This window comes from Salmonella sp. NW884 (assembly GCF_051700745.1).
Classification (GTDB): Bacteria; Pseudomonadota; Gammaproteobacteria; order Enterobacterales; family Enterobacteriaceae; genus Salmonella; species Salmonella enterica.
In genome coordinates, this window is the sequence record NZ_JAMMDE010000003.1 from 237,514 (window position 1) to 258,913 (window position 21,400).

Sequence of the window (21,400 nt, forward strand, 5' to 3'; positions counted from 1 at the left end):
AAGTTAAGACCTGGGCTGAGCAGGTTGATCACCGCTTGCGGCTTGCTGTTTGTTATCCGCGGTAATTTCCTGCACTTTAACCTGTGCGCCAGGACGTACTTTTTGCAGCCCGCTGACGACTACGCGGTCGCCCGCTTTCAACCCGTCAGTCACCAGCCACTTATCGCCGATCGCCTGGCTTGCGACGATTTGGCGGGTTTCCACTTTGTTATCAGCGCCAACCACCAGCACCGTGGCATCGCCGCGTGGAGTACGGGTAACGCCCTGTTGTGGAACCAGTAATGCCGTCGGTTTTGTCCCTTCCTGCAGACGTGCGCGAACGAACATTCCTGGCAATAAGGTGTGATCCGGGTTAGGGAAGATGGCGCGCAAAGTAATAGATCCGGTGGTTTGGTCAACGGTAACGTCGGAGAATTCAAGCGTACCGGATTGCGGGAATTTGATACCGTCGCTGGTCACCAGATCGACCTTCGCTTTGCCGTTTTCCTGCTTCAGCGAACCATTTGCCAGCTCCTGCTTCAGGCGCAGGAAATCATTGCTGGACTGGGTCACATCGACATAAATAGGGTCCAACTGCTGCACTGTCGCCAGCGCCGACGCCTGACCGTTCTGTACCAGCGCGCCTTCCGTTACGGATGACTTACCAATACGACCGCTAATCGGTGAGGTGACTTTGGTATACGCCAGGTTGATACGTGCGGTTTCAACGGCGGCTTTTGCTGCGACAACGGCGGCAGTCGCTTGTTGCGCGTCAGCCAGCGCCTGATCGTATTCCTGCTTACTGATGTACTGCGTACCCAGCAGCTTTTGATAACGCTTCACCGTCAGTTCAGCGATATTCGCGGCGGCCTGCGCTTTTGCCAAATCGCCCTTAGCGCTGTCGTAAGTCGCCTGGTAGGTCGCAGGATCAATCTGATAGAGAGAGACTCCCGCTTCGATATCACTTCCCTCAACGAAATTACGCTTCAGGATAATGCCGCTTACCTGTGGGCGAACTTCGGCGATACGGTAAGCAACGGTACGACCCGGAAGTTCAGTTGTGATTTGCAGTGGTTCCGTTTTTAGTGTGACAACCCCAACTTCTGGCATCTGCTGGCCGCCTTGCTGGTTCTGTTTGTCGTCACATCCTGTTAGCGCTAAGCTGCCTGAGAGCATCAGAACGACCGCCAGAGGCGTTAACCCTCTGTTTTTGTTCATATGTAAACCTCGAGTGTCCGATTTCAAATTGGTCAATGGTCAAAGGTCCTTAAACCCATTGCTGCGTTTATATTATCGTCGTGCTATGGTACATACATCCATAAATGTATGTAAATCTAACGCCTGTAAATTCACCGACATATGGCACGAAAAACCAAACAACAAGCGCTGGAGACACGACAACACATCCTGGATGTGGCCCTGCGTTTGTTCTCGCAGCAAGGCGTATCAGCAACCTCGCTGGCGGAGATTGCGAACGCTGCTGGCGTGACGCGCGGCGCAATCTATTGGCATTTCAAAAATAAGTCGGATTTATTCAGTGAGATCTGGGAGCTATCAGAGTCCAATATTGGTGAGCTTGAGATTGAGTATCAGGCAAAATTCCCCGACGATCCACTATCTGTATTAAGAGAAATTTTAGTTCATATTCTTGAAGCTACTGTAACAGAAGAACGACGCCGCTTATTGATGGAGATTATATTCCATAAATGTGAGTTTGTCGGAGAAATGGTTGTGGTTCAACAGGCGCAACGTAGCCTTTGTCTGGAAAGTTACGATCGGATTGAACAAACGTTAAAACATTGTATTAATGCTAAAATGCTGCCTGAAAATCTGCTGACCCGTCGTGCGGCGATACTGATGCGCAGCTTTATTTCAGGGCTCATGGAAAACTGGTTATTTGCTCCGCAATCGTTTGATTTAAAAAAAGAAGCTCGCGCCTACGTCACGATCCTGCTGGAGATGTATCAATTGTGTCCGACGCTGCGCGCGTCGACGGTCAACGGCTCCCCCTGATAATATTCCAGGAAAACTCCTGGACATTTTCTGTGTCGCTATTCTGTTTGTTACAGGCGTGATATTCTTGCGACTCAATTATTTCCGGTCTGCTTGCCGGTTCAGACACTTCATTCTCATGACTATGTTGCAGCTTTATAAACGTTCACAGCATTTTGTTTTTATTACAATTAGCGTCCTTATTATCCTGCTGTCCTGTCAGTCTCTGGCGTTTGCCCGGGGGCAAACGAATGGCGACCTGCCGTCAAAAGCGGATGTGCAAAACCAGTTGGATACGCTGAATAAGCAAAAAGATCTCTCCGCCCAGGATAAGCTTGTCCAGCAGGACCTTATTGATACGTTAGCTACGCTGGAGAAAATCGAGCGGGTAAAAGAGGAAACCGTACAGCTACGGCAGAAGGTGGCGCAGGCGCCTGAAAAAATGCGCCAGGCGACGGCTGCGTTGAATGCGCTGAGCGATGTCGATAATGATGATGAAATGCGAAAAACGCTGAGTGCGCTTTCGCTACGTCAGCTTGAGCTGCGTGTGGCGCAGGTACTGGATGATTTGCAAAATTCGCAAAACGATCTTGCCGCTTATAACAGCCAGCTTGTTTCGCTACAGACCCAGCCTGAGCGCGTGCAAAACGCCATGTATACCGCCTCACAGCAAATACAGCAAATCCGTAACCGTCTGGACGGCAATAACGTCGGCGAAGCCGCGCTTCGCCCCAGCCAACAGGTGTTATTACAGGCACAACAGGCGCTGCTTAATGCGCAGATCGACCAGCAACGTAAGAGTCTTGAAGGAAATACCGTTTTGCAGGACACCCTGCAAAAACAGCGAGATTACGTGACGGCCAACAGTAATCGCCTTGAACATCAGCTTCAACTTTTACAGGAGGCGGTCAACAGTAAACGACTTACGCTAACGGAAAAAACGGCCCAGGAGGCCATTTCGCCGGACGAAACGGCGCGTATCCAGGCAAACCCGCTGGTAAAACAGGAACTGGATATTAACCATCAACTCAGCCAGCGTCTGATTGTCGCGACCGAAAACGGCAATATGTTGATGCAGCAAAACATTAAAGTAAAAAACTGGCTCGATCGCGCGCTGCAGTCGGAAAGAAATATCAAAGAACAGATTGCCGTCTTAAAAGGCAGCCTGTTGCTGTCGCGTATTCTTTATCAACAGCAGCAAACTCTGCCCTCCGCCGACGAACTCGAAGATATGACCAACCGCATTGCGGATTTGCGTCTGGAGCAGTTTGAAATCAACCAGCAGCGTGATGCCTTATTCCAAAGCGATGCCTTTGTCGACAAGCTGGAGGAGGGGCATACCAGCGAGGTGAATGATGAAGTTCATGATGCGTTGCTTCAGGTGGTGGAGATGCGCCGTGAGCTATTGGATCAGCTAAATAAACAGTTGGGTAACCAGCTGATGATGGCGATTAACCTGCAAGTTAACCAGCAGCAGCTGATGAGCGTCTCGAAAAATCTGAAAGCCATTCTGACGCAGCAGATTTTTTGGGTGAACAGTAACCGCCCTATGGACTGGGACTGGCTTAAAGCGTTCCCCCAAACGTTAAAAGAGCAATTCAGCGCCATGAAAATCACGGTGAACTGGCAAAAAGCCTGGCCCGCGGTATTTATTGCTTTTTTGGCCGGGTTGCCGCTCTTGCTCATCGCCGGTTTAATCCGCTGGCGTCTGAAATGGTTAAAAGCGTATCAACAGAAGCTGGCCGCCGCCGTGGGATCGCTGCGTAACGATAGTCAGCTCAATACGCCAAAAGCTATTCTGATCGATCTGATCCGCGCGCTGCCGGTGTGCCTGATTATCCTCGCGATTGGATTGATCCTGCTGACCATGCAGCTAAATATCAGCGATCTGCTCTGGGCCTTTAGTAAAAAGCTCGCGATGTTCTGGCTGGTCTTTGGGCTGTGCTGGAAGGTGCTGGAAAAAGAAGGCGTGGCGATACGCCATTTTGGTATGCCGGCGCAGTTGACCAGCCACTGGCGTCGCCAGATTGTACGCATTAGCCTCGCATTGCTGCCGCTGCACTTTTGGTCTGTGGTGGCGGAGTTGTCGCCGCTGAATCTGATGGATGACGTGCTGGGGCAGGCGGTTATTTTCCTCAATCTGCTAGTCATAACATTGCTGGTGTGGCCACTGTGCCGGGAAAGCTGGCGCGATAAAGAATCTCACGGCATTCGACTGGTGACCGTGACGATTCTTTCCATTATTCCAGTGGCGTTAATGGTATTAACGGCGACCGGCTATTTCTATACCACCCTGCGCCTGGCGGGGCGCTGGATTGAAACCGTCTATCTGGTCATTATCTGGAACCTGCTTTATCAAACGGTGCTGCGCGGGTTAAGTGTAGCGGCGCGCCGGATTGCCTGGCGACGCGCGCTGGCTCGTCGTCAGAACCTGGTAAAAGAGGGAGCGGAAGGGGCGGAGCCACAGGAAGAACCCACCATCGCGTTGGAGCAAATTAACCAGCAAACATTACGTATCACGATGCTGCTAATGCTTGCCCTGTTTGGCGTTATGTTCTGGGCGATTTGGTCCGATTTGATCACCGTATTCAGCTATCTTGATAGCATCACGCTGTGGCACTACAACGGCTCCGAAGCTGGCGCTGCGGTGGTGAAAAGCGTGACGATGGGCAGCTTGCTATTTGCCATTATTGCCGCGATGGTGGCCTGGGCGCTCATCCGCAACTTACCCGGCCTGCTGGAAGTGCTGGTGCTTTCACGCCTGAATATGCGCCAGGGGGCTTCGTATGCGATCACCACGATCCTTAACTACGTCATTATCGCTGTTGGCGCGATGACAGTATTCGGATCGCTCGGCGTCTCGTGGGATAAACTCCAGTGGCTGGCGGCGGCGTTGTCGGTAGGTCTCGGTTTTGGGCTACAGGAGATCTTCGGTAACTTTGTCTCGGGTTTAATCATCCTCTTCGAACGTCCGGTACGCATTGGCGATACGGTAACGATCGGCACCTACTCCGGCACGGTCAGTAAGATTCGTATTCGCGCCACCACTATTACCGATTTTGATCGTAAAGAAGTGATCATTCCGAACAAAGCGTTCGTAACGGAGCGGCTGATTAACTGGTCCCTCTCCGATACCACGACACGTCTGGTGATCCGGCTTGGCGTGGCCTATGGCTCGGATCTGGAGAAAGTGAAAAGAGTCCTGCTACAGGCGGCGATGGAGCATCCGAAGGTGATGCACGATCCGGAACCTGCCGTATTCTTCACCACCTTTGGCGCCAGCACTCTGGATCATGAACTGCGTCTGTATGTGCGTGAATTGCGCGATCGTAGCCATACGGTGGATGAACTGAACCGCGCGATCGATCGACTGTGCCGTGAAAATGATATCAATATCGCCTTTAACCAGCTTGAGGTGCATCTGCATAACGCGAAGGGCGATGAAGTCACTGAAGTGAAGCGCGATCTCAACGGCGGCGATCTGGCGCCGGCGGCAAGCTAAAAGGCGGTGGGCCGCGCGCTTTATGAGTGCGCGCGGCGCCGCTAATGCGAAAGCGTAGAAAGCTCTTCCGGCGTAATGCCGGTGACGCTGGCGATGAGCCCGGGTTCCAGCCCGTTGGCAAGCATTTTGCGGGCAATAGCGCGCGCTTCGGCCTCACGGCCTTGTGCTAACCCTTGCTCAAGCCCTTTTCGCAACCCTTCCGTTCGGCCTTTTTCTTCCAGCCATTCCGCTATTGTCATCAGTTGTTCCTTATACTGCGGCGCGCCCTGCGCCAGTTGACGAATTAGCGCCCCGGGTTCTGCGGCGTTTCCTGCTTTCAACATATAGTTGATCAACACACTGAGCTGCGCGTCCGTCAAATGATCCTGCGTTAAAAGCGTGATAAGGGGGTCGAGCAGTTCGCTTAAATCGCGTTGACGAATATGTTTTTGCAGGAGCTCTAACATCGCTATCCGCCGATGCTGCAAAAGCTGATTATCCGGCATTATCGTTAGGTCGACCAGCGCAAATTCATGACTGTATAAGGCCTTCGCCATATCCGGTTTCACAAACATATTATGCCAGTTAAGGCTATAGGGCCACGGGCTTTCCGGACCGTGATAAAAGAGGATTGGCACCACCAGCGGCAAGGTATCATGGCCGGCATCCAGATGACGCTGCATGGCGGCAATGGCGTAACGCATCAGGCGAAAAGCCATCAGCCGGTCTGATTTGCTCTGATGTTCAATGAGCGCGTAAACATACCCGGGGCCGTGTTGGGTATGCAGAGAGTAGAGAATATCTGAATAGCGGCTGCGTAAATTGTCTTCAACAAAACTCCCTGACTCCAGCTTCAGTGAATCCAGATCGCAGATTGCAAGAAAGTCTTCTGGCAAGTGGATAGCCAGAAAGTCGCGGGCGACCTCTTTTTGCATCAGCATCTGTCGGAATACCGCATCGTGCGGCGTGGTGGGTAGACGTTCCATGCCCCGTCCTTTGTTGCCTGACTGTAGCGACCACTTTGTCAGCGACAACGAGGACAAACCAGAGGGCAATTACTCTGTTTGCGAGTCGTCTTCCGTACTTTTTAACTTGTTTTCATAATCACGCATAACTATTTCCAGCGCGCGTAGCACCGTTCGTGCCGGTAAGCGATTCTCTTCAAGCAGAACAATTAAATCCACGGCCAGTTTGACTTCATCAGGGGCATTTTCAAGCGACATACTTTCTCCAGGGTTAACGGGTTAAACGCGCCAGGACGTTTTCTATTTTCTCCAGCGCATGTCGGCAACGCGCCAGCCGTCCTTCATAGATCTCGACTTCCTTTTGCAGCGTTTGTTGCTCGACAAGGCCGGTCGCCTGCGCCAGACGAATTTTGCGCTCCTGTGTCATCGCCAGTAGTCGACGTTCAAACTCCTGATGCTGTATTCGTCTGCGCTGCCAACGGCCAAGCCCTGGCGCGGCGGTGTCCCATTGGCGCAGCGACCAGGCGGCGGTTTCACGCGATATCGCCTCCAGTTGCGAAGCCAGATGTTCCGCCAGCCAGGCGACTTGCGGCAGTTGCTCATGTTTTACCGCCTGACGCAACGCGGCGAGATTGGCGTCAGCCTCTTCCAGATACCCCTGCAACAGAGTACTGCGGGTACGGAAAAGGTGTCGGTCAAAGCGCGCGCTTAACGTCGCATGTTGCGCCAGCGGCGCGCAGCGTTGGCGTAGCGTCGCCAGCCTCTCTTCCAGCGTCTGTAACAGCATAGCGGTTTTCAATTCAACACCCCGATGAAAATAAGACAGGCTGTGCTACAGTAGCCTTCTGTTTGATAACGATTCGCATTATGCAACGTACTATTTTAATCATCATTGGCTGGCTGGCGGTAGTATTAGGGACCTTGGGCGTGGTTTTGCCCCTGTTGCCGACTACGCCGTTCATTTTACTGGCGGCCTGGTGTTTCGCCCGCTCGTCGCCGCGTTTCCATGCCTGGTTGTTATACCGCTCATGGTTTGGCGGTTATCTGCGCCACTGGCAGCGCTATCGGGCCATGCCGCCGGGAGCGAAACCGCGAGCGATCGCGTTGATATTGCTGACCTTTGGTATCTCGCTGTGGCTGGTGAATATGATGTGGGTGCGGGCGCTGCTGTTGGTTATTTTGGCCTGTCTGCTGATTTTTATGTGGCGGATACCGGTGATTGATGAAAAGCAACAAAAGCGCTGAAGCACACGAATCGCTGTTGCAATTGTCGTTCACAGCCAGTAAATTCGACCGTTTTCGAGCACAGGCGCAGGCGGTCAAAGAGTAACCGAGCGTTACCCCTGACCGAAAAGTATTGCGCCGTGAGTAACACCGTACTTAGCAGGCATATATCCATGACCGCGACTGCACAGCAGCTTGAGTTTCTCAAAAACAGCATCAAAAGCATTCAGGATTACCCGAAACCGGGCATTCTTTTCCGTGATGTCACCAGCTTACTGGAAGACCCGAAAGCCTACGCGCTCAGTATTGAACTGTTGGTTGAGCGTTATAAAAATGCGGGTATCACCAAAGTGGTCGGCACCGAAGCGCGTGGCTTCCTGTTTGGCGCGCCGGTTGCGCTTGGGCTGGGCGTTGGTTTTGTTCCGGTACGTAAACCGCGCAAATTACCGCGTGAAACTATTGCCGAGACCTATGAATTAGAGTACGGCACCGATCAGCTGGAAATCCATGTCGACGCGATTAAACCTGGCGACAACGTGCTGGTCGTGGACGATCTGCTGGCGACTGGCGGCACCATTGAGGCGACCGTGAAGTTGATCCGTCGTCTGGGCGGGAAAGTCACCGATGCGGCGTTCATCATCAATTTGTTCGATCTGGGCGGCGAGCAGCGTCTGGAAAAGCAAGGAATTACCTGTTATAGCCTGGTGCCGTTTCCAGGGCATTGATTCAGGCTATCCGCACTGCTATTTTAGCCAGAGAGACAACCTCGCTGTATCGGCGAGGTTGTGTTAGCATTACCCTTCTATGAATCCACCTTCCAGCGTTTCAGAGCCTGCCAATGAGTTATCAGGTCTTAGCCAGAAAATGGCGCCCACAAACCTTTGCTGACGTCGTCGGCCAGGAACATGTGCTGACCGCACTGGCGAACGGCTTGTCGTTAGGGCGCATTCATCACGCATATCTTTTTTCCGGCACGCGCGGCGTCGGTAAAACCTCTATCGCCCGACTGCTGGCGAAGGGGCTGAACTGCGAAACCGGTATTACCGCGACGCCGTGCGGCGTTTGCGATAACTGTCGGGAAATTGAGCAGGGGCGTTTTGTCGATCTCATTGAGATTGACGCCGCTTCGCGTACCAAAGTCGAAGACACCCGCGACCTGCTGGATAACGTCCAGTACGCGCCTGCGCGCGGTCGCTTTAAAGTCTATCTGATCGATGAAGTCCACATGCTGTCGCGCCACAGCTTTAATGCGCTACTTAAAACGCTTGAAGAACCGCCAGCGCATGTGAAATTTTTACTGGCGACCACCGATCCGCAGAAGCTGCCGGTGACCATTTTGTCGCGCTGCCTACAGTTTCATCTCAAAGCGCTGGATGTTGAACAGATTCGCCATCAGCTTGAGCATATTCTCAATGAGGAACATATCGCTCACGAACCCCGCGCGTTGCAGTTGTTATCGCGTGCGGCTGACGGCAGCCTGCGCGATGCATTAAGTCTGACTGACCAGGCGATCGCCAGCGGCGACGGGCAGGTTTCGACGCAGGCGGTAAGCGCCATGCTCGGTACGCTGGACGACGACCAGGCTTTGTCATTAGTCGAGGCGGTGGTTGACGCTAACGGCGAACGCGTCATGTCGCTTATCAACGAGGCGGCGGCGCGCGGTATTGAATGGGAAGCGCTGCTGGTCGAAATGCTTAGCCTGCTGCACCGTATTGCGATGGTGCAACTTTCGCCTGCCGCGTTAGGCAGCGATATGGCGGCTATCGAGCAACGGATGCGCGAACTTGCCCGGACGGTGCCTCCCGGCGATCTTCAGCTCTATTATCAGACGTTGTTGATTGGTCGCAAAGAATTGCCCTGGGCGCCGGACCGGCGGATGGGCGTTGAAATGACGTTACTGCGTGCGCTGGCGTTTCACCCGCGTATGCCCTTGCCGGAGCCTGAAACGCCGCGGCAGTCTTTTGCGCCCGTGGCCCCAACGGCGGTAATGACGCCGCCGCAGGTGCAGCAGCCGTCGGCGCCCGCGCCGCAGACATCGCCAGCGCCGCTGCCGGCGTCTACCAGTCAGGTGCTGGCGGCGCGCAATCAGCTACAGCGCGCGCAGGGAGTAACCAAAACAAAAAAGAGTGAACCGGCAGCCGCATCCCGCGCGCGGCCGGTGAATAACTCTGCGCTGGAGCGGCTGGCCTCGGTTTCGGAGCGCGTACAGGCGCGTCCGGCGCCGTCTGCGCTGGAAACGGCGCCAGTAAAGAAAGAGGCTTATCGCTGGAAGGCCACCACGCCGGTAGTGCAAACCAAAGAAGTGGTGGCTACGCCAAAAGCGCTTAAGAAAGCTCTGGAGCATGAAAAAACGCCGGAGCTGGCGGCTAAACTGGCGGCGGAAGCGATTGAGCGCGATCCGTGGGCGGCGCAGGTAAGTCAGCTTTCTTTGCCTAAGCTGGTGGAGCAGGTGGCGCTCAATGCCTGGAAGGAGCAGAACGGCAACGCGGTTTGTCTGCATCTGCGCTCGACGCAGCGGCACCTCAATTCCAGCGGCGCGCAGCAAAAGCTGGCGCAAGCGCTCAGCGATCTGACGGGAACGACGGTTGAACTGACCATCGTTGAAGATGATAATCCCGCGGTGCGTACGCCGCTGGAATGGCGTCAGGCCATTTATGAAGAGAAACTCGCGCAAGCGCGTGAGTCAATTATTGCGGATAATAACATTCAGACGCTGCGTCGATTCTTCGACGCCGAGCTGGATGAAGAGAGTATCCGCCCCATTTGATCGTAAGCCTGGCTTGCGATTGTGAACCATCAAGAGAGAGAGCTTATGTTTGGAAAAGGCGGTCTGGGCAATCTGATGAAGCAGGCCCAGCAGATGCAGGAAAAAATGCAGAAAATGCAGGAAGAGATTGCGCAGCTGGAAGTGACCGGCGAATCCGGCGCGGGTCTGGTGAAGGTTACCATCAACGGTGCGCATAACTGCCGCCGCGTGGAAATTGACCCAAGCCTGCTGGAAGATGACAAAGAGATGCTGGAAGATCTGGTCGCTGCGGCCTTCAACGATGCGGCGCGCCGCATTGAAGAGACGCAAAAAGAGAAGATGGCCTCCGTCTCTTCCGGTATGCAACTGCCGCCAGGCTTTAAGATGCCATTCTGATGCAAACCAGTCCGCTGTTAACTCAGCTTATGGAAGCGTTGCGCTGCCTTCCGGGCGTTGGCCCTAAGTCGGCGCAGCGGATGGCGTTTACCCTGTTGCAGCGCGATCGCAGCGGCGGAATGCGCCTGGCGCAGGCGCTGACCCGGGCGATGTCGGAAATCGGCCACTGCGCCGACTGCCGCACCTTTACCGAGCAGGATGTTTGTAATATCTGTTCGAACCCGCGGCGTCAGGAAAACGGCCAGATTTGCGTGGTGGAGAGTCCTGCGGATATCTACGCCATTGAGCAGACCGGGCAATTTTCCGGGCGGTACTTCGTGCTGATGGGCCACCTGTCGCCGCTGGACGGCATCGGGCCGGATGATATCGGTCTCGATCGTCTGGAACAGCGGCTGGCGTCAGAAAAAATTAGTGAGCTGATCCTCGCGACCAACCCGACGGTTGAAGGGGAGGCTACCGCGAACTATATTGCCGAGCTGTGCGCGGAGGCCGGCGTCGAAGCCAGTCGTATCGCCCACGGCGTGCCGGTTGGCGGCGAACTGGAGATGGTCGACGGTACGACGCTGTCCCACTCGCTGGCGGGACGCCATAAGATTATTTTCTGAACAAACGGAGGCGGCATTCGCGGCCTCCGCTTGAAATCACACCCGCTTGTCCCCATCTCACCCTCAACGTATTTTTACCATTAAAAATGGCATTGTTGAGGTCTATCCACATGAAAGGACAAGAAACGCGTGGTTTTCAGTCAGAAGTTAAACAGCTTCTGCACCTGATGATCCATTCTCTTTATTCCAATAAAGAAATCTTCCTGCGTGAACTCATCTCTAACGCCTCAGATGCGGCGGACAAGCTGCGCTTCCGCGCTCTGTCAAACCCGGACCTGTATGAAGGAGATGGCGAGCTGCGTGTGCGCGTCTCTTTCGATAAAGATAAGCGTACGTTGACCATTGCCGATAACGGCGTGGGGATGAATCGTGATGAGGTGATTGACCACTTAGGCACCATTGCCAAGTCCGGCACCAAATCTTTCCTCGAATCAATGGGGTCCGATCAGGCGAAAGATAGCCAGCTCATCGGTCAGTTTGGCGTAGGCTTCTACTCCGCGTTTATTGTGGCCGATAAAGTGACCGTACGTACCCGTGCGGCAGGCGACAAGCCGGAAAATGGCGTGTTCTGGGAATCGGCAGGCGAAGGCGAATATACCGTTGCCGATATCACCAAAAATGACCGTGGTACGGAAATCACCTTACACCTGCGTGAAGGCGAAGATGAATTCCTCGATGACTGGCGCGTACGCTCGATTATCAGTAAATATTCCGATCACATCGCATTGCCGGTAGAGATTGAAAAACGGGAAGAAAAAGACGGCGAAACCGTGATTTCCTGGGAGAAAATTAACAAGGCCCAGGCGCTGTGGACCCGCAACAAGTCGGAAATTAAAGACGACGAGTACAACGAGTTTTACAAGCACATCGCGCATGATTTCACCGATCCGCTGACCTGGAGCCACAACCGTGTGGAAGGTAAGCAGGAGTACACCAGCCTGCTGTATATCCCGTCGCAGGCGCCGTGGGATCTGTGGAACCGCGATCACAAACATGGTTTGAAGCTGTACGTACAGCGCGTGTTCATTATGGACGATGCCGAGCAGTTCATGCCGAACTATCTGCGTTTCGTGCGCGGCCTGATTGATTCTAATGACCTGCCGTTGAACGTCTCCCGTGAAATCCTGCAGGACAGCACGGTAACGCGTAATCTGCGCAGCGCCCTGACCAAACGCGTTCTGCAAATGCTGGAAAAACTGGCGAAAGACGACGCGGAAAAATACCAAACCTTCTGGAAACAGTTCGGTCTGGTGTTGAAAGAAGGCCCGGCGGAAGATCACGCCAACCAGGAAGCGATCGCTAAACTGTTGCGCTTTGCCTCCACCCATACGGACTCTTCCGCCCAGACCGTGTCGCTGGAAGATTACGTCTCCCGGATGAAAGAAGGGCAGGAAAAAATCTACTACATCACCGCAGACAGCTATGCGGCGGCGAAAAACAGCCCGCACCTGGAACTGCTGCGTAAGAAAGGCATCGAAGTGCTGCTGCTCTCCGATCGCATCGACGAGTGGATGATGAACTACCTGACCGAGTTTGACGGTAAAGCATTCCAGTCGGTCGCTAAAGCCGATGAGTCCATCGAAAAACTGGCGGATGAAGTCGACGAAAACGCGAAAGAAGCGGAAAAGGCGCTTGAGCCGTTCGTGGAGCGTGTCAAAACCCTGCTGGGCGATCGCGTGAAAGAGGTGCGTCTGACACACCGTTTAACCGACACGCCGGCGATTGTCACCACCGATGCGGATGAAATGAGCACCCAGATGGCGAAACTGTTCGCCGCGGCCGGTCAGTCCGTGCCGGAAGTGAAATACATCTTTGAGCTCAACCCGGATCATGTGCTGGTCAAACGCACTGCCGATACCGAGGATGAAGCGCAGTTTAAAGAGTGGGTCGAGCTGCTGCTGGATCAGGCGCTGTTCGCTGAACGCGGTACGCTGGAAGATCCGAACCAGTTTATCCGCCGTATGAACCAGTTGCTGGTGTCCTGATAACGCTCATCTGATTGCCGGATAGCGACGCGAAGCATCTTATCCGGCCTACGGACGGGTACTGTTTTGTGACTGCCGGATGGCGACGCGAAGCGTCTTATCCGGCCTACGGGCGGGTACTGTTTTGTGACTGCCGGATGGCGACGCGAAGCGTCTTATCCGGCCTACGGCGGGTACTGTTTTGTGACTGCCGGATGGCGACGCGAAGCATCTTATCCGACCTACGGGCGGGTACTGTTTTGTGACTGCCGGATGGCGACGTGAAACGTCTTATCCGGCCTACGGACGGGTACTGTTTTGTGACTGCCGGATGGCGACGCGAAGCGCCTTATCCGGCCTACGGCGGGTACTGTTTTGTGACTGCCGGATGGCGACGCGAAGCGTCTTATCCGGCCTACGGCGAGTACTGTTTGTAGGCCGGATAAGCGCCAGCGCCATCCGGCATTTTTTATAATGCCTTCTCTTTTCTGGATTTCTCTTCGTTAACCGTTTCAGCATCAGGCGGCTTCCTTGAGCGAAATGCGTGATGGTGGTATCGTTTAGCGCTTTTTAAAAAATATCGACAACCTTTGAGGGGATTTTCGTAATGCGTATTATTCTGCTTGGCGCTCCGGGCGCGGGTAAAGGAACTCAGGCTCAGTTCATCATGGAGAAATATGGTATTCCGCAAATCTCCACTGGCGATATGCTGCGCGCCGCAGTGAAATCAGGCTCCGAGTTGGGCAAACAGGCGAAAGATATCATGGACGCCGGTAAACTGGTGACCGATGAACTGGTGATTGCGCTGGTTAAAGAGCGTATCGCCCAGGAAGACTGCCGTAACGGTTTTCTGCTGGACGGTTTCCCGCGCACGATCCCGCAGGCTGACGCGATGAAAGAAGCGGGTATTGTGGTGGATTACGTGCTGGAATTCGACGTACCGGACGAACTGATCGTTGACCGTATTGTGGGTCGTCGCGTACACGCCGCCTCTGGCCGCGTTTACCACGTTAAGTTTAATCCGCCGAAAGTAGAAGGCAAAGATGACGTCACCGGTGAAGATCTGACGACCCGTAAAGACGATCAGGAAGAGACCGTTCGCAAACGTCTGGTGGAATATCATCAGATGACCGCGCCGCTGATTGGCTACTACCAGAAAGAAGCGGAAGCGGGCAACACCAAATACGCTAAAGTTGACGGTACGCAGGCCGTTGCCGACGTGCGCGCAGCGCTGGAAAAAATCCTCGGTTAATTTTTTCGCGTAGTGAACCGCTTATCAGGCCTGCTGTTATCCCACAGGTCTGATAAGCGTAACGCCATAGGCAATCGGTGCCGGATGGCGGCCTGAACGCCTTATCCGGCCTGCTGGTATCGTTAGCGCCATTCGGCAAATTCTCGTCTTACCTCTCGCAGCAATTAGTTCTTCTTTATCGCTTTTCCGCTACAATTATCAACAATTTGAATAGATAAGAGGCGGCAATGCGTCAGACGAAAACCGGTATCCTGCTGGCTAACCTTGGCACGCCAGATGCCCCAACTCCCGAAGCGGTAAAGCGCTACCTGAAACAATTTTTAAGCGACAGACGCGTGGTGGATACTCCTCGTCTGCTGTGGTGGCCGCTGCTGCGTGGCGTTATTTTACCGCTGCGTTCGCCGCGCGTCGCGAAACTCTATCAATCTATCTGGATGGATGGCGGTTCGCCGCTCATGGTATATAGCCGCGAACAGCAACAGGCGCTGGCCGCGCGGTTGCCAGACACGCCCGTCGCGCTGGGGATGAGCTACGGCTCGCCCTCGCTGGAAAGCGCTGTCGATGAACTGTTAGCAAGCGACGTCGACCATATCGTCGTGCTGCCGTTGTACCCGCAATACTCTTGCTCAACGGTGGGCGCAGTCTGGGACGAACTGGGGCGGATACTGGCGCGTAAACGCCGTATTCCCGGTATCTCATTTATTCGCGATTACGCGGATGACGGCGCTTATATCGATGCGCTGGCGAAAAGCGCGCGTGAGTCGTTCGCCAGACACGGCGAGCCGGATGTGCTTCTGCTCTCCTATCACGGCATTCCACAACGTTATGCGGATGAAGGCGATGACTACCCGCAGCGCTGTCGCGATACCACGCGCGAACTGGTTTCCGCATTGGGACTGCCGCCGGAAAAGGTAATGATGACGTTCCAGTCGCGCTTTGGCCGTGAACCGTGGCTGACGCCGTACACCGATGAAACGCTAAAAATGTTGGGTGAAAAGGGGACTGGCCATATTCAGGTCATGTGTCCGGGGTTTGCCGCGGATTGTCTGGAGACGCTGGAAGAGATAGCGGAACAGAACCGCGAGATTTTCCTTGAAGCGGGCGGTAAAAAATATGCGTACATTCCGGCGCTGAACGCGACGCCGGAACATATTGATATGATGCTGAAACTCACGGCGCCGTACCGTTAACGCGGTGTCTTCATCCTCGCCATAAAGAATCGCGCGCCGTCCTGCAAGGCATCGTCGGCGATTGTCATCATTCGCGAATAGTGCAGGAAGGCGTGCAGCGTGCCGGGATACATTTTGTATTCGCAGGGCTGCTGGTGCGCCTGTAATGTCTGGTGCAGCAAGCGGCTGTCATCAATGAGCGGATCAAACTCCGCGCTGGCAATAAAGCAGGGCGGCACATCGCGCGTGAGATCGTTATTAAACAGACAATACCAGGGCGATTCCCGATCTTCATCGTTACGCAGATAGGCCTTTTCGTACATGTCCAGATCTTCACGCGTCAGGCCGTCCCACGCGCCGCCGAACAGACGGCGGCTTACCGAGTCCTGCAACCCATACAGCCCATACCACAACAGAATCGCGATAACGTTACCGCAGCGAATGTGCTTATCACGTAGCCAGAGCGCGCTGGCAAGCGCCAGCATGGCGCCTGCGGAATCCCCGGCGAAACCGATTTTCTCCACGTTGAGCGAGTATTCATCGGCATGTTGAGAGAAGTAGCTGCATACCGCGACGGTTTCTTCAATGGCCTGCGGATAACGCGCTTGCGGCGACAGCGAATAATCAATACCGATCACGGTGCAGCCGGTATAACGCGCCAGCAGACGCATTATCCGGTCATGCGTATCCAGGTTACCGAGGATAAATCCGCCGCCGTGCAGATAGTATAAGGTGGCCTGACTGGTCGGCTGCGGCGAGTAGAGCCGGGTTGTTACATCGCCATAAGGCGTAGGGACGGCGCAGGTGCGGGTGGTCATGGACGGCGCGTCGGCATTCCAGAAACGGCGCTCAAGAAGATAATACTGACGCTGGGTCTCAATATCGCCATCGGCAGGCCAGGGGGGAAGGCCTGGTTGCTGGAAGTTTACGACGGCTGTCATTTCGTCAGACAGTCGGATGAGTACGGGAATTTTATTTTCCGGCTTCATAAAACGCTCCTTGTGAAAGTGAACCATTGTAAAAAACGCGGCTGGAGAAACTGCGATCTCGTCGTCCGATATTGAAACGCCATCGTCCGTCGCGCGCAGCGGGGGGAATGTGCTACCATGCAGCGCTCCGTTATTCATCCGTAAGCACAATCATGAAATTTCCCGGTAAACGTAAATCCAAACACTATTTTCCCGTCAATGCGCGTGACCCGTTGTTGCAACAAATTCAGCCAGAACAGGAAACCAACGCCTCCTGGGTCGTCGGTATCGACCAGACGTTGGTGGATATTGAGGCGAAAGTGGATGACGATTTTATTACACGCTATGGATTAAGCGCCGGGCATTCTCTGGTGATAGAAGACGAGGTGGCGGAGAAGCTGTATCAGGAACTGACGCGGGAAAATCTGATCACCCATCAGTTTGCTGGCGGCACCATAGGCAATACGATGCACAATTACTCGGTACTGGCGGATGACCGTTCGGTGTTACTGGGCGTGACGTGCAGCAACATTGAGATTGGCAGCTACGCTTATCGCTACCTGTGTAATACTTCCAGTCGTACCGACCTGAATTATCTGCAAGCGGTAGATGGCCCGATTGGCCGCTGTTTCACGCTGATTGGCGAATCCGGCGAGCGTACCTTCGCTATCAGCCCCGGCCATATGAATCAGCTACGGGCGGAAAGTATTCCGGAAGCGGTGATCGCTGGCGCTTCCGCGCTGGTGTTGACCTCATATCTGGTGCGCTGTAAGCCTGGCGAACCGATGCCTGACGCGACGATGAAAGCGATCGAATACGCGAAAAAGCATAACGTGCCGGTTGTCATGACGCTGGGCACCAAATTTGTGATCGCCGATAATCCGCAGTGGTGGCAGGCGTTTCTCAAAGAGAATGTCTCGATTCTGGCAATGAATGAAGAAGAAGCGGAAGCGCTGACCGGCGAAAACGACCCGCTGCTGGCGGCGGATAAGGCGCTGGACTGGGTCGATCTGGTGTTATGCACCGCCGGGCCGATAGGGTTATATATGGCAGGCTTCACCGAAGAGGAAGCAAAACGTAAAACCCAGCATCCGCTGCTGCCGGGGGCTATTGCTGAATTTAACCAGTATGAATTTAGCCGGGCAATGCGCCATAAAGATTGTATTAATCCGCTGCGCGTTTATTCGCATATTGCGCCGTATATGGGCGGGCCGGAAAAAATCATGAACACCAACGGCGCGGGCGATGGCGCGCTGGCGGCGCTGCTGCACGATATTACGGCGAACAGTTACCATCGTAGCAACGTACCGAACTCCAGTAAGCACAAATTCACCTGGCTGACCTATTCGTCGCTGGCGCAGGTGTGTAAATATGCTAACCGTGTCAGTTATCAGGTACTGAACCAGCATTCTCCGCGTCTGACACGCGGGCTGCCGGAACGTGAGGACAGCCTGGAAGAGTCGTACTGGGATCGCTAATCTGGCTTGCCCGATGGCGCTGCGCGCATCGGGCCGTCCGGAAAACCCTTAACTGGCGACGACTTCACCTGCGGGCGGCGTTTCAAGCAGTTCCAACATCGCCCGGGCAATTTCTCGCTCGCCCATCACTACCTGATTGGCTCCCCGCTCGGTAATATATTTCACTTCATCATCATAGTGTGCGCGGGCGATTATCTCGATATCAGGGCTTTTTTCTCGCGCTGAGGCGACAATCTCACCGGCTTCGTAACCGTTGGGGATGGTCAATAACAGCCAGCGGGCGCAGTCCAGATGCGCCAGATTCATGATTTCTTCGTTAGCGGCGTTGCCCAGCACGGCGCGAATCCCGCGTTCGCGCAGTTCATCCACGCGGGTACGGGACGTTTCGATAACCACCAGCGGAATCCCCGCCGCCAGTAATTTTTCTCCCAGCAGACTGCCTACGCGGCCAAAACCCACCAGCAGGGCATGATTACAGATATCCACCGGAATTTGCTTCTCTTCTTCGATAGCCTCTTCCAGAGTTTGCTCTTCCAGCGTTTCGGTTTTCGCCAGATACTTCTCCAGCAGGGTAAACAGTACGGGATTAAGCATAATCGACAAAATAGCGCCTGCCAGCACCAGGTTCTGTCCCGCTTGCGGCAGCAGGTTGAGCGCCATGCCGAGTCCGGCGAGAATAAAGGCGAACTCGCCGATTTGCGCCAGGCTGGCGGCAATGGTCAGCGCGGTTCGCGGCGAGTGGCCGAACATACGCACCAGGAAAAACGCAGCGATCGATTTACCAAAGACGATAATGGCAAGCGTCGCCAACACCGCCAGCGGCTGTTGAATCAAGACTAGCGGATCGAACAACATGCCGACGGAAACAAAAAACAGGACGGCAAAGGCGTCGCGCAGCGGCAACGTATCGTGCGCCGCCCGGTGACTCAGTTCCGACTCATTAAGCACCATTCCAGCGAAGAACGCGCCCAGCGCAAAAGAGACGTCAAACAGTTCTACCGCGCCAAACGCAATGCCTAACGCCAGCGCCAGTACGGAAAGGGTAAATAATTCGCGCGAGCCGGTGGCGGCGCTGCGGGCCATAATCCACGGCACCAGGCGGCGTCCGACCAGCATCATGATGGCGATAAACGCCACCACTTTACCAATGGTTATCCCCATATCGACTGCCAGCGAGGCTATGCCGACATCGCCTTTTTCCACCATGCCGGCAACGGCGGGCAGCAAGACCAGCGTCAGCACCATCACCAGATCTTCGACAATCAGCCAGCCGATGGCGATTTGTCCGCGCTGGCTATCAAGGAGTTGCCGCTCCTCAAGCGCGCGCAGCAGGACGACGGTACTGGCGGTAGACAGACAGAGACCAAAAACGATGCCGGTCATTAATGACCATCCCAGCACGGCGGAAAGCGCCATACCCAGCAGCGTCGCCACCGCTATCTGAGCGACAGCGCCGGGGATGGCGATAGACTTTACCGCCATCAAATCCTTCAGCGAAAAATGCAGCCCGACGCCGAACATCAATAGAATCACGCCGAGCTCCGCCAGCTCCGGCGCCAGTTTGGTATCCGCAACAAAACCCGGGGTAAAAGGTCCCGCCAGAACGCCCGCTAACAGATATCCCACCAGTGGAGAAATACGCAATTTGTTGGCAATCATGCCGAGAATAAAAGCGAGCACAAGGCCGCCGACAATGGTGGTGATAAGCGGGGTAGCGTGATGCATTCCGTCTCCTTTGGTTGCTGGACTCCAAAACTCCGGGTAATAGTTTATGACAATTTCAATCAGGATGTTTATAAAAAATGGTTGTGTTTTATAAAAATATACGATCTGAAGGCAAAAAGAGCACGGAACGTAAAAGTGATAAGTATGGGATGGGCAAAGCATGATGGCATCGGGATGTACAGGCGGTTAAAGCGTACCTTTAACCGCCATAAAATCACGCTTTATGTCGATTATCAGGTAAGAATATGGTCAGTATCCCCAGAAGCGGCAGGAAAGCACAGATTTTATAAACTAAATAGATACTGGTATGGTCGGCAATCAGCCCCAGCACCGCTGCGCCCAGGCCTCCCATCCCGAAGGCAAACCCGAAAAACAGGCCGGAAACCATACCGATGCGTCCTGGCAGCAACTCCTGGGCATACACCAGAATGGCGGAAAACGCCGACGCGAGAATAAAGCCGATAATCACCGTTAAAATCCCCGTCCAGTACAGCGTGGCGTAGGGTAAAACAAGGGTAAACGGCGCGACGCCGAGAATAGAGCCCCAAATCACATATTTCCTGCCGATTTTGTCGCCCACCGGCCCGCCGATAACCGTCCCGGCAGCCACCGCAAACAGGAAGGCAAACAGATGGAGCTGCGCGTTTTGTATTGATAATCCGAATTTTTGCATCAGATAAAAGGTGTAATAGCTACTGATGCTCGCCATATAGAAATATTTCGAGAAAATGAGTAGCAATAATACGCTGACCGCCAGCACGACTTTATTGCGCGGCAGCGGGTTAGCGATTATCGCTTTTGGCTTGCCTTTCGCTATCCGGTGCTGGGCTGCATACCAGCGGCTGATCTGCGCCAGCACCACGATCGCCAGCAGCGCGGCCAGCACAAACCAGGCGACATTCCCTTTGCCATAGGGCGCGATAATCACGGCGGCCAGCAGCGGGCCCAATGAACTGCCGAAGTTACCGCCGACCTGGAAGATAGACTGCGCCAGACCATGACGTCCGCCGGAGGCCATGCGCGCCACGCGGGATGATTCCGGGTGAAAAACGGACGAGCCGGTACCCACCAGCGCCGCAGCGAGCAATACGCCGCCAAAACTTCCCGCCATTGCCAGCAGTACCAGCCCGCTCAGGGTAAAACACATGCCGACAGGCAGCGACCACGGCATGGGATATTTATCCGTCCAGTAGCCGACGACCGGTTGCAGTAGCGATGAGGCGAGCTGGAACGTCAGGGTGATCAAACCTATCTGGACGAAAGTCAGCGAAAACTCCGCCTGCAACAGGGGATAAATGGCTAAGATTAGCGACTGGATCATATCGTTCAGCAGATGGGAAAGACTGATCGCGCCCAAAATACCAAACGAAGTACGTGCTTTAGCGGCCGCTGCGGGCGCGCCGGCTAACGGCTGGGTTGGTTCACTCATGGCCATAGAAAGTCACTTAAATTTTAT

At 54.4% G+C, this 21,400-nt stretch carries 20 protein-coding genes and 1 other annotated feature; of the genes, 13 read left to right on the forward strand and 7 right to left on the reverse strand.

The window, feature by feature from the left end; all coding sequences use genetic code 11:
* Window positions 1–3: 3 nt before the first annotated feature.
* Window positions 4–1,197 (reverse strand): multidrug efflux RND transporter periplasmic adaptor subunit AcrA, encoded by a 1,194-nt coding sequence (gene acrA / locus NA197_RS09095; RefSeq protein WP_023214889.1) that lies wholly within the window; start codon window positions 1,195–1,197, stop codon window positions 4–6.
* A gap of 141 nt (window positions 1,198–1,338) precedes the next feature.
* On the opposite strand from acrA, the gene acrR reads away from it, so the two are divergent.
* Window positions 1,339–1,992, forward strand: a complete 654-nt coding sequence (acrR, locus tag NA197_RS09100; protein WP_000101755.1) for a multidrug efflux transporter transcriptional repressor AcrR — start codon at window positions 1,339–1,341, stop codon at window positions 1,990–1,992.
* 118 nt (window positions 1,993–2,110) lie between these two features.
* The gene (mscK, locus tag NA197_RS09105; RefSeq protein ID WP_000178244.1) at window positions 2,111–5,473 is read left to right on the forward strand and encodes a mechanosensitive channel MscK; all 3,363 of its coding nucleotides are present in this window, start codon (window positions 2,111–2,113) and stop codon (window positions 5,471–5,473) included.
* Between the two features lie 41 nt (window positions 5,474–5,514).
* Here the strand turns inward: mscK and NA197_RS09110 are convergent, their stop codons facing one another.
* The 3 genes from NA197_RS09110 to priC all read right to left on the reverse strand — a co-directional run bounded on the left by NA197_RS09110 (window position 5,515) and on the right by priC (window position 7,216).
* A complete protein-coding gene (locus NA197_RS09110; protein WP_000440515.1) occupies window positions 5,515–6,438 on the reverse strand; it encodes an Rpn family recombination-promoting nuclease/putative transposase in 924 nt (307 codons plus the stop codon).
* A 69-nt stretch (window positions 6,439–6,507) separates the two neighbouring features.
* Window positions 6,508–6,675, reverse strand: coding sequence for a pleiotropic regulatory protein RsmS (gene rsmS, locus NA197_RS09115; protein WP_000051161.1), 168 nt, complete (start codon window positions 6,673–6,675; stop codon window positions 6,508–6,510).
* 13 nt (window positions 6,676–6,688) lie between these two features.
* Window positions 6,689–7,216, reverse strand: coding sequence for a primosomal replication protein N'' (gene priC, locus NA197_RS09120; RefSeq protein WP_001519637.1), 528 nt, complete (start codon window positions 7,214–7,216; stop codon window positions 6,689–6,691).
* Window positions 7,217–7,284: 68 nt separating this feature from the next.
* Here priC and NA197_RS09125 point away from each other — a divergent pair, with 68 nt between their 5' ends.
* From NA197_RS09125 to hemH, 10 genes are all read left to right on the forward strand, one after another.
* Window positions 7,285–7,662, forward strand: coding sequence for a DUF454 family protein (locus NA197_RS09125; protein ID WP_001189857.1), 378 nt, complete (start codon window positions 7,285–7,287; stop codon window positions 7,660–7,662).
* A 152-nt stretch (window positions 7,663–7,814) separates the two neighbouring features.
* Complete coding sequence (apt, locus tag NA197_RS09130) at window positions 7,815–8,366, forward strand: adenine phosphoribosyltransferase (protein ID WP_000127350.1); 552 nt, start codon at window positions 7,815–7,817, stop codon at window positions 8,364–8,366.
* Between the two features lie 113 nt (window positions 8,367–8,479).
* Window positions 8,480–10,408, forward strand: coding sequence for a DNA polymerase III subunit gamma/tau (dnaX, locus tag NA197_RS09135; protein ID WP_000121967.1), 1,929 nt, complete (start codon window positions 8,480–8,482; stop codon window positions 10,406–10,408).
* Window positions 9,741–9,805 (forward strand) — a sequence feature (DnaX frameshifting element). Its footprint overlaps the gene before it by 65 nt.
* A gap of 45 nt (window positions 10,409–10,453) precedes the next feature.
* On the forward strand, window positions 10,454–10,783 hold the full coding sequence (locus tag NA197_RS09140; RefSeq protein WP_000467098.1) for a YbaB/EbfC family nucleoid-associated protein: 330 nt from the start codon (window positions 10,454–10,456) through the stop codon (window positions 10,781–10,783).
* Window positions 10,783–11,388, forward strand: a complete 606-nt coding sequence (gene recR, locus NA197_RS09145) for a recombination mediator RecR (RefSeq protein WP_001195023.1) — start codon at window positions 10,783–10,785, stop codon at window positions 11,386–11,388. Before NA197_RS09140 ends, recR begins: the two co-directional genes overlap by 1 nt.
* 110 nt (window positions 11,389–11,498) lie before the next feature.
* On the forward strand, window positions 11,499–13,373 hold the full coding sequence (gene htpG / locus NA197_RS09150; RefSeq protein WP_001523272.1) for a molecular chaperone HtpG: 1,875 nt from the start codon (window positions 11,499–11,501) through the stop codon (window positions 13,371–13,373).
* 126 nt (window positions 13,374–13,499) lie between these two features.
* A complete protein-coding gene (locus NA197_RS09155) occupies window positions 13,500–13,637 on the forward strand; it encodes a hypothetical protein (RefSeq protein ID WP_162803764.1) in 138 nt (45 codons plus the stop codon).
* The gene (locus NA197_RS09160; RefSeq protein WP_179110468.1) at window positions 13,634–13,789 is read left to right on the forward strand and encodes a hypothetical protein; all 156 of its coding nucleotides are present in this window, start codon (window positions 13,634–13,636) and stop codon (window positions 13,787–13,789) included. The genes NA197_RS09155 and NA197_RS09160 overlap by 4 nt, the downstream gene beginning before the upstream one ends.
* A 170-nt stretch (window positions 13,790–13,959) precedes the next feature.
* Complete coding sequence (gene adk / locus NA197_RS09165) at window positions 13,960–14,604, forward strand: adenylate kinase (RefSeq protein ID WP_001220237.1); 645 nt, start codon at window positions 13,960–13,962, stop codon at window positions 14,602–14,604.
* 227 nt (window positions 14,605–14,831) lie between these two features.
* Window positions 14,832–15,794: a ferrochelatase gene (gene hemH / locus NA197_RS09170; RefSeq protein ID WP_001250078.1), complete on the forward strand. Its 963-nt coding sequence runs from the start codon at window positions 14,832–14,834 to the stop codon at window positions 15,792–15,794.
* On the opposite strand, the gene aes is transcribed toward hemH, so the two are convergent.
* Window positions 15,791–16,762 carry an acetyl esterase gene (gene aes, locus NA197_RS09175; RefSeq protein WP_064043168.1) on the reverse strand — a complete coding sequence of 324 codons (972 nt, stop codon included), beginning with the start codon at window positions 16,760–16,762 and terminating at the stop codon, window positions 15,791–15,793. The two genes, hemH and aes, sit on opposite strands and share 4 nt — an antisense overlap.
* Window positions 16,763–16,914: 152 nt before the next feature.
* Between aes and gsk the strand changes: the two genes are divergently transcribed.
* Window positions 16,915–18,219, forward strand: coding sequence for an inosine/guanosine kinase (gene gsk / locus NA197_RS09180; RefSeq protein ID WP_438796683.1), 1,305 nt, complete (start codon window positions 16,915–16,917; stop codon window positions 18,217–18,219).
* Window positions 18,220–18,267: 48 nt separating this feature from the next.
* Here the strand turns inward: gsk and ybaL are convergent, their stop codons facing one another.
* Both ybaL and NA197_RS09190 read right to left on the reverse strand, forming a co-directional pair.
* A complete protein-coding gene (ybaL, locus tag NA197_RS09185; protein WP_000546202.1) occupies window positions 18,268–19,944 on the reverse strand; it encodes a YbaL family putative K(+) efflux transporter in 1,677 nt (558 codons plus the stop codon).
* Window positions 19,945–20,158: 214 nt separating this feature from the next.
* Window positions 20,159–21,379 (reverse strand): MFS transporter, encoded by a 1,221-nt coding sequence (locus NA197_RS09190; protein WP_001251593.1) that lies wholly within the window; start codon window positions 21,377–21,379, stop codon window positions 20,159–20,161.
* Window positions 21,380–21,400 lie beyond the last annotated feature (21 nt).

Bases quoted from the DNA above. Each gene is read 5' to 3' on its own strand.
- acrA (WP_023214889.1), bottom strand. From the start codon at position 1,197: ATGAACAAAAACAGAGGGTTAACGCCTCTGGCGGTCGTTCTGATGCTC.
- recR (WP_001195023.1), top strand. From the start codon at position 10,783: ATGCAAACCAGTCCGCTGTTAACTCAGCTTATGGAAGCGTTGCGCTGC.
- NA197_RS09140 (WP_000467098.1), top strand. From the start codon at position 10,454: ATGTTTGGAAAAGGCGGTCTGGGCAATCTGATGAAGCAGGCCCAGCAG.
- mscK (WP_000178244.1), top strand. From the start codon at position 2,111: ATGACTATGTTGCAGCTTTATAAACGTTCACAGCATTTTGTTTTTATT.
- hemH (WP_001250078.1), top strand. From the start codon at position 14,832: ATGCGTCAGACGAAAACCGGTATCCTGCTGGCTAACCTTGGCACGCCA.
- NA197_RS09125 (WP_001189857.1), top strand. From the start codon at position 7,285: ATGCAACGTACTATTTTAATCATCATTGGCTGGCTGGCGGTAGTATTA.
- ybaL (WP_000546202.1), bottom strand. From the start codon at position 19,944: ATGCATCACGCTACCCCGCTTATCACCACCATTGTCGGCGGCCTTGTG.
- gsk (WP_438796683.1), top strand. From the start codon at position 16,915: ATGAAATTTCCCGGTAAACGTAAATCCAAACACTATTTTCCCGTCAAT.
- rsmS (WP_000051161.1), bottom strand. From the start codon at position 6,675: ATGTCGCTTGAAAATGCCCCTGATGAAGTCAAACTGGCCGTGGATTTA.
- htpG (WP_001523272.1), top strand. From the start codon at position 11,499: ATGAAAGGACAAGAAACGCGTGGTTTTCAGTCAGAAGTTAAACAGCTT.
- NA197_RS09190 (WP_001251593.1), bottom strand. From the start codon at position 21,379: ATGGCCATGAGTGAACCAACCCAGCCGTTAGCCGGCGCGCCCGCAGCG.
- dnaX (WP_000121967.1), top strand. From the start codon at position 8,480: ATGAGTTATCAGGTCTTAGCCAGAAAATGGCGCCCACAAACCTTTGCT.
- adk (WP_001220237.1), top strand. From the start codon at position 13,960: ATGCGTATTATTCTGCTTGGCGCTCCGGGCGCGGGTAAAGGAACTCAG.
- apt (WP_000127350.1), top strand. From the start codon at position 7,815: ATGACCGCGACTGCACAGCAGCTTGAGTTTCTCAAAAACAGCATCAAA.
- NA197_RS09110 (WP_000440515.1), bottom strand. From the start codon at position 6,438: ATGGAACGTCTACCCACCACGCCGCACGATGCGGTATTCCGACAGATG.
- aes (WP_064043168.1), bottom strand. From the start codon at position 16,762: ATGAAGCCGGAAAATAAAATTCCCGTACTCATCCGACTGTCTGACGAA.
- acrR (WP_000101755.1), top strand. From the start codon at position 1,339: ATGGCACGAAAAACCAAACAACAAGCGCTGGAGACACGACAACACATC.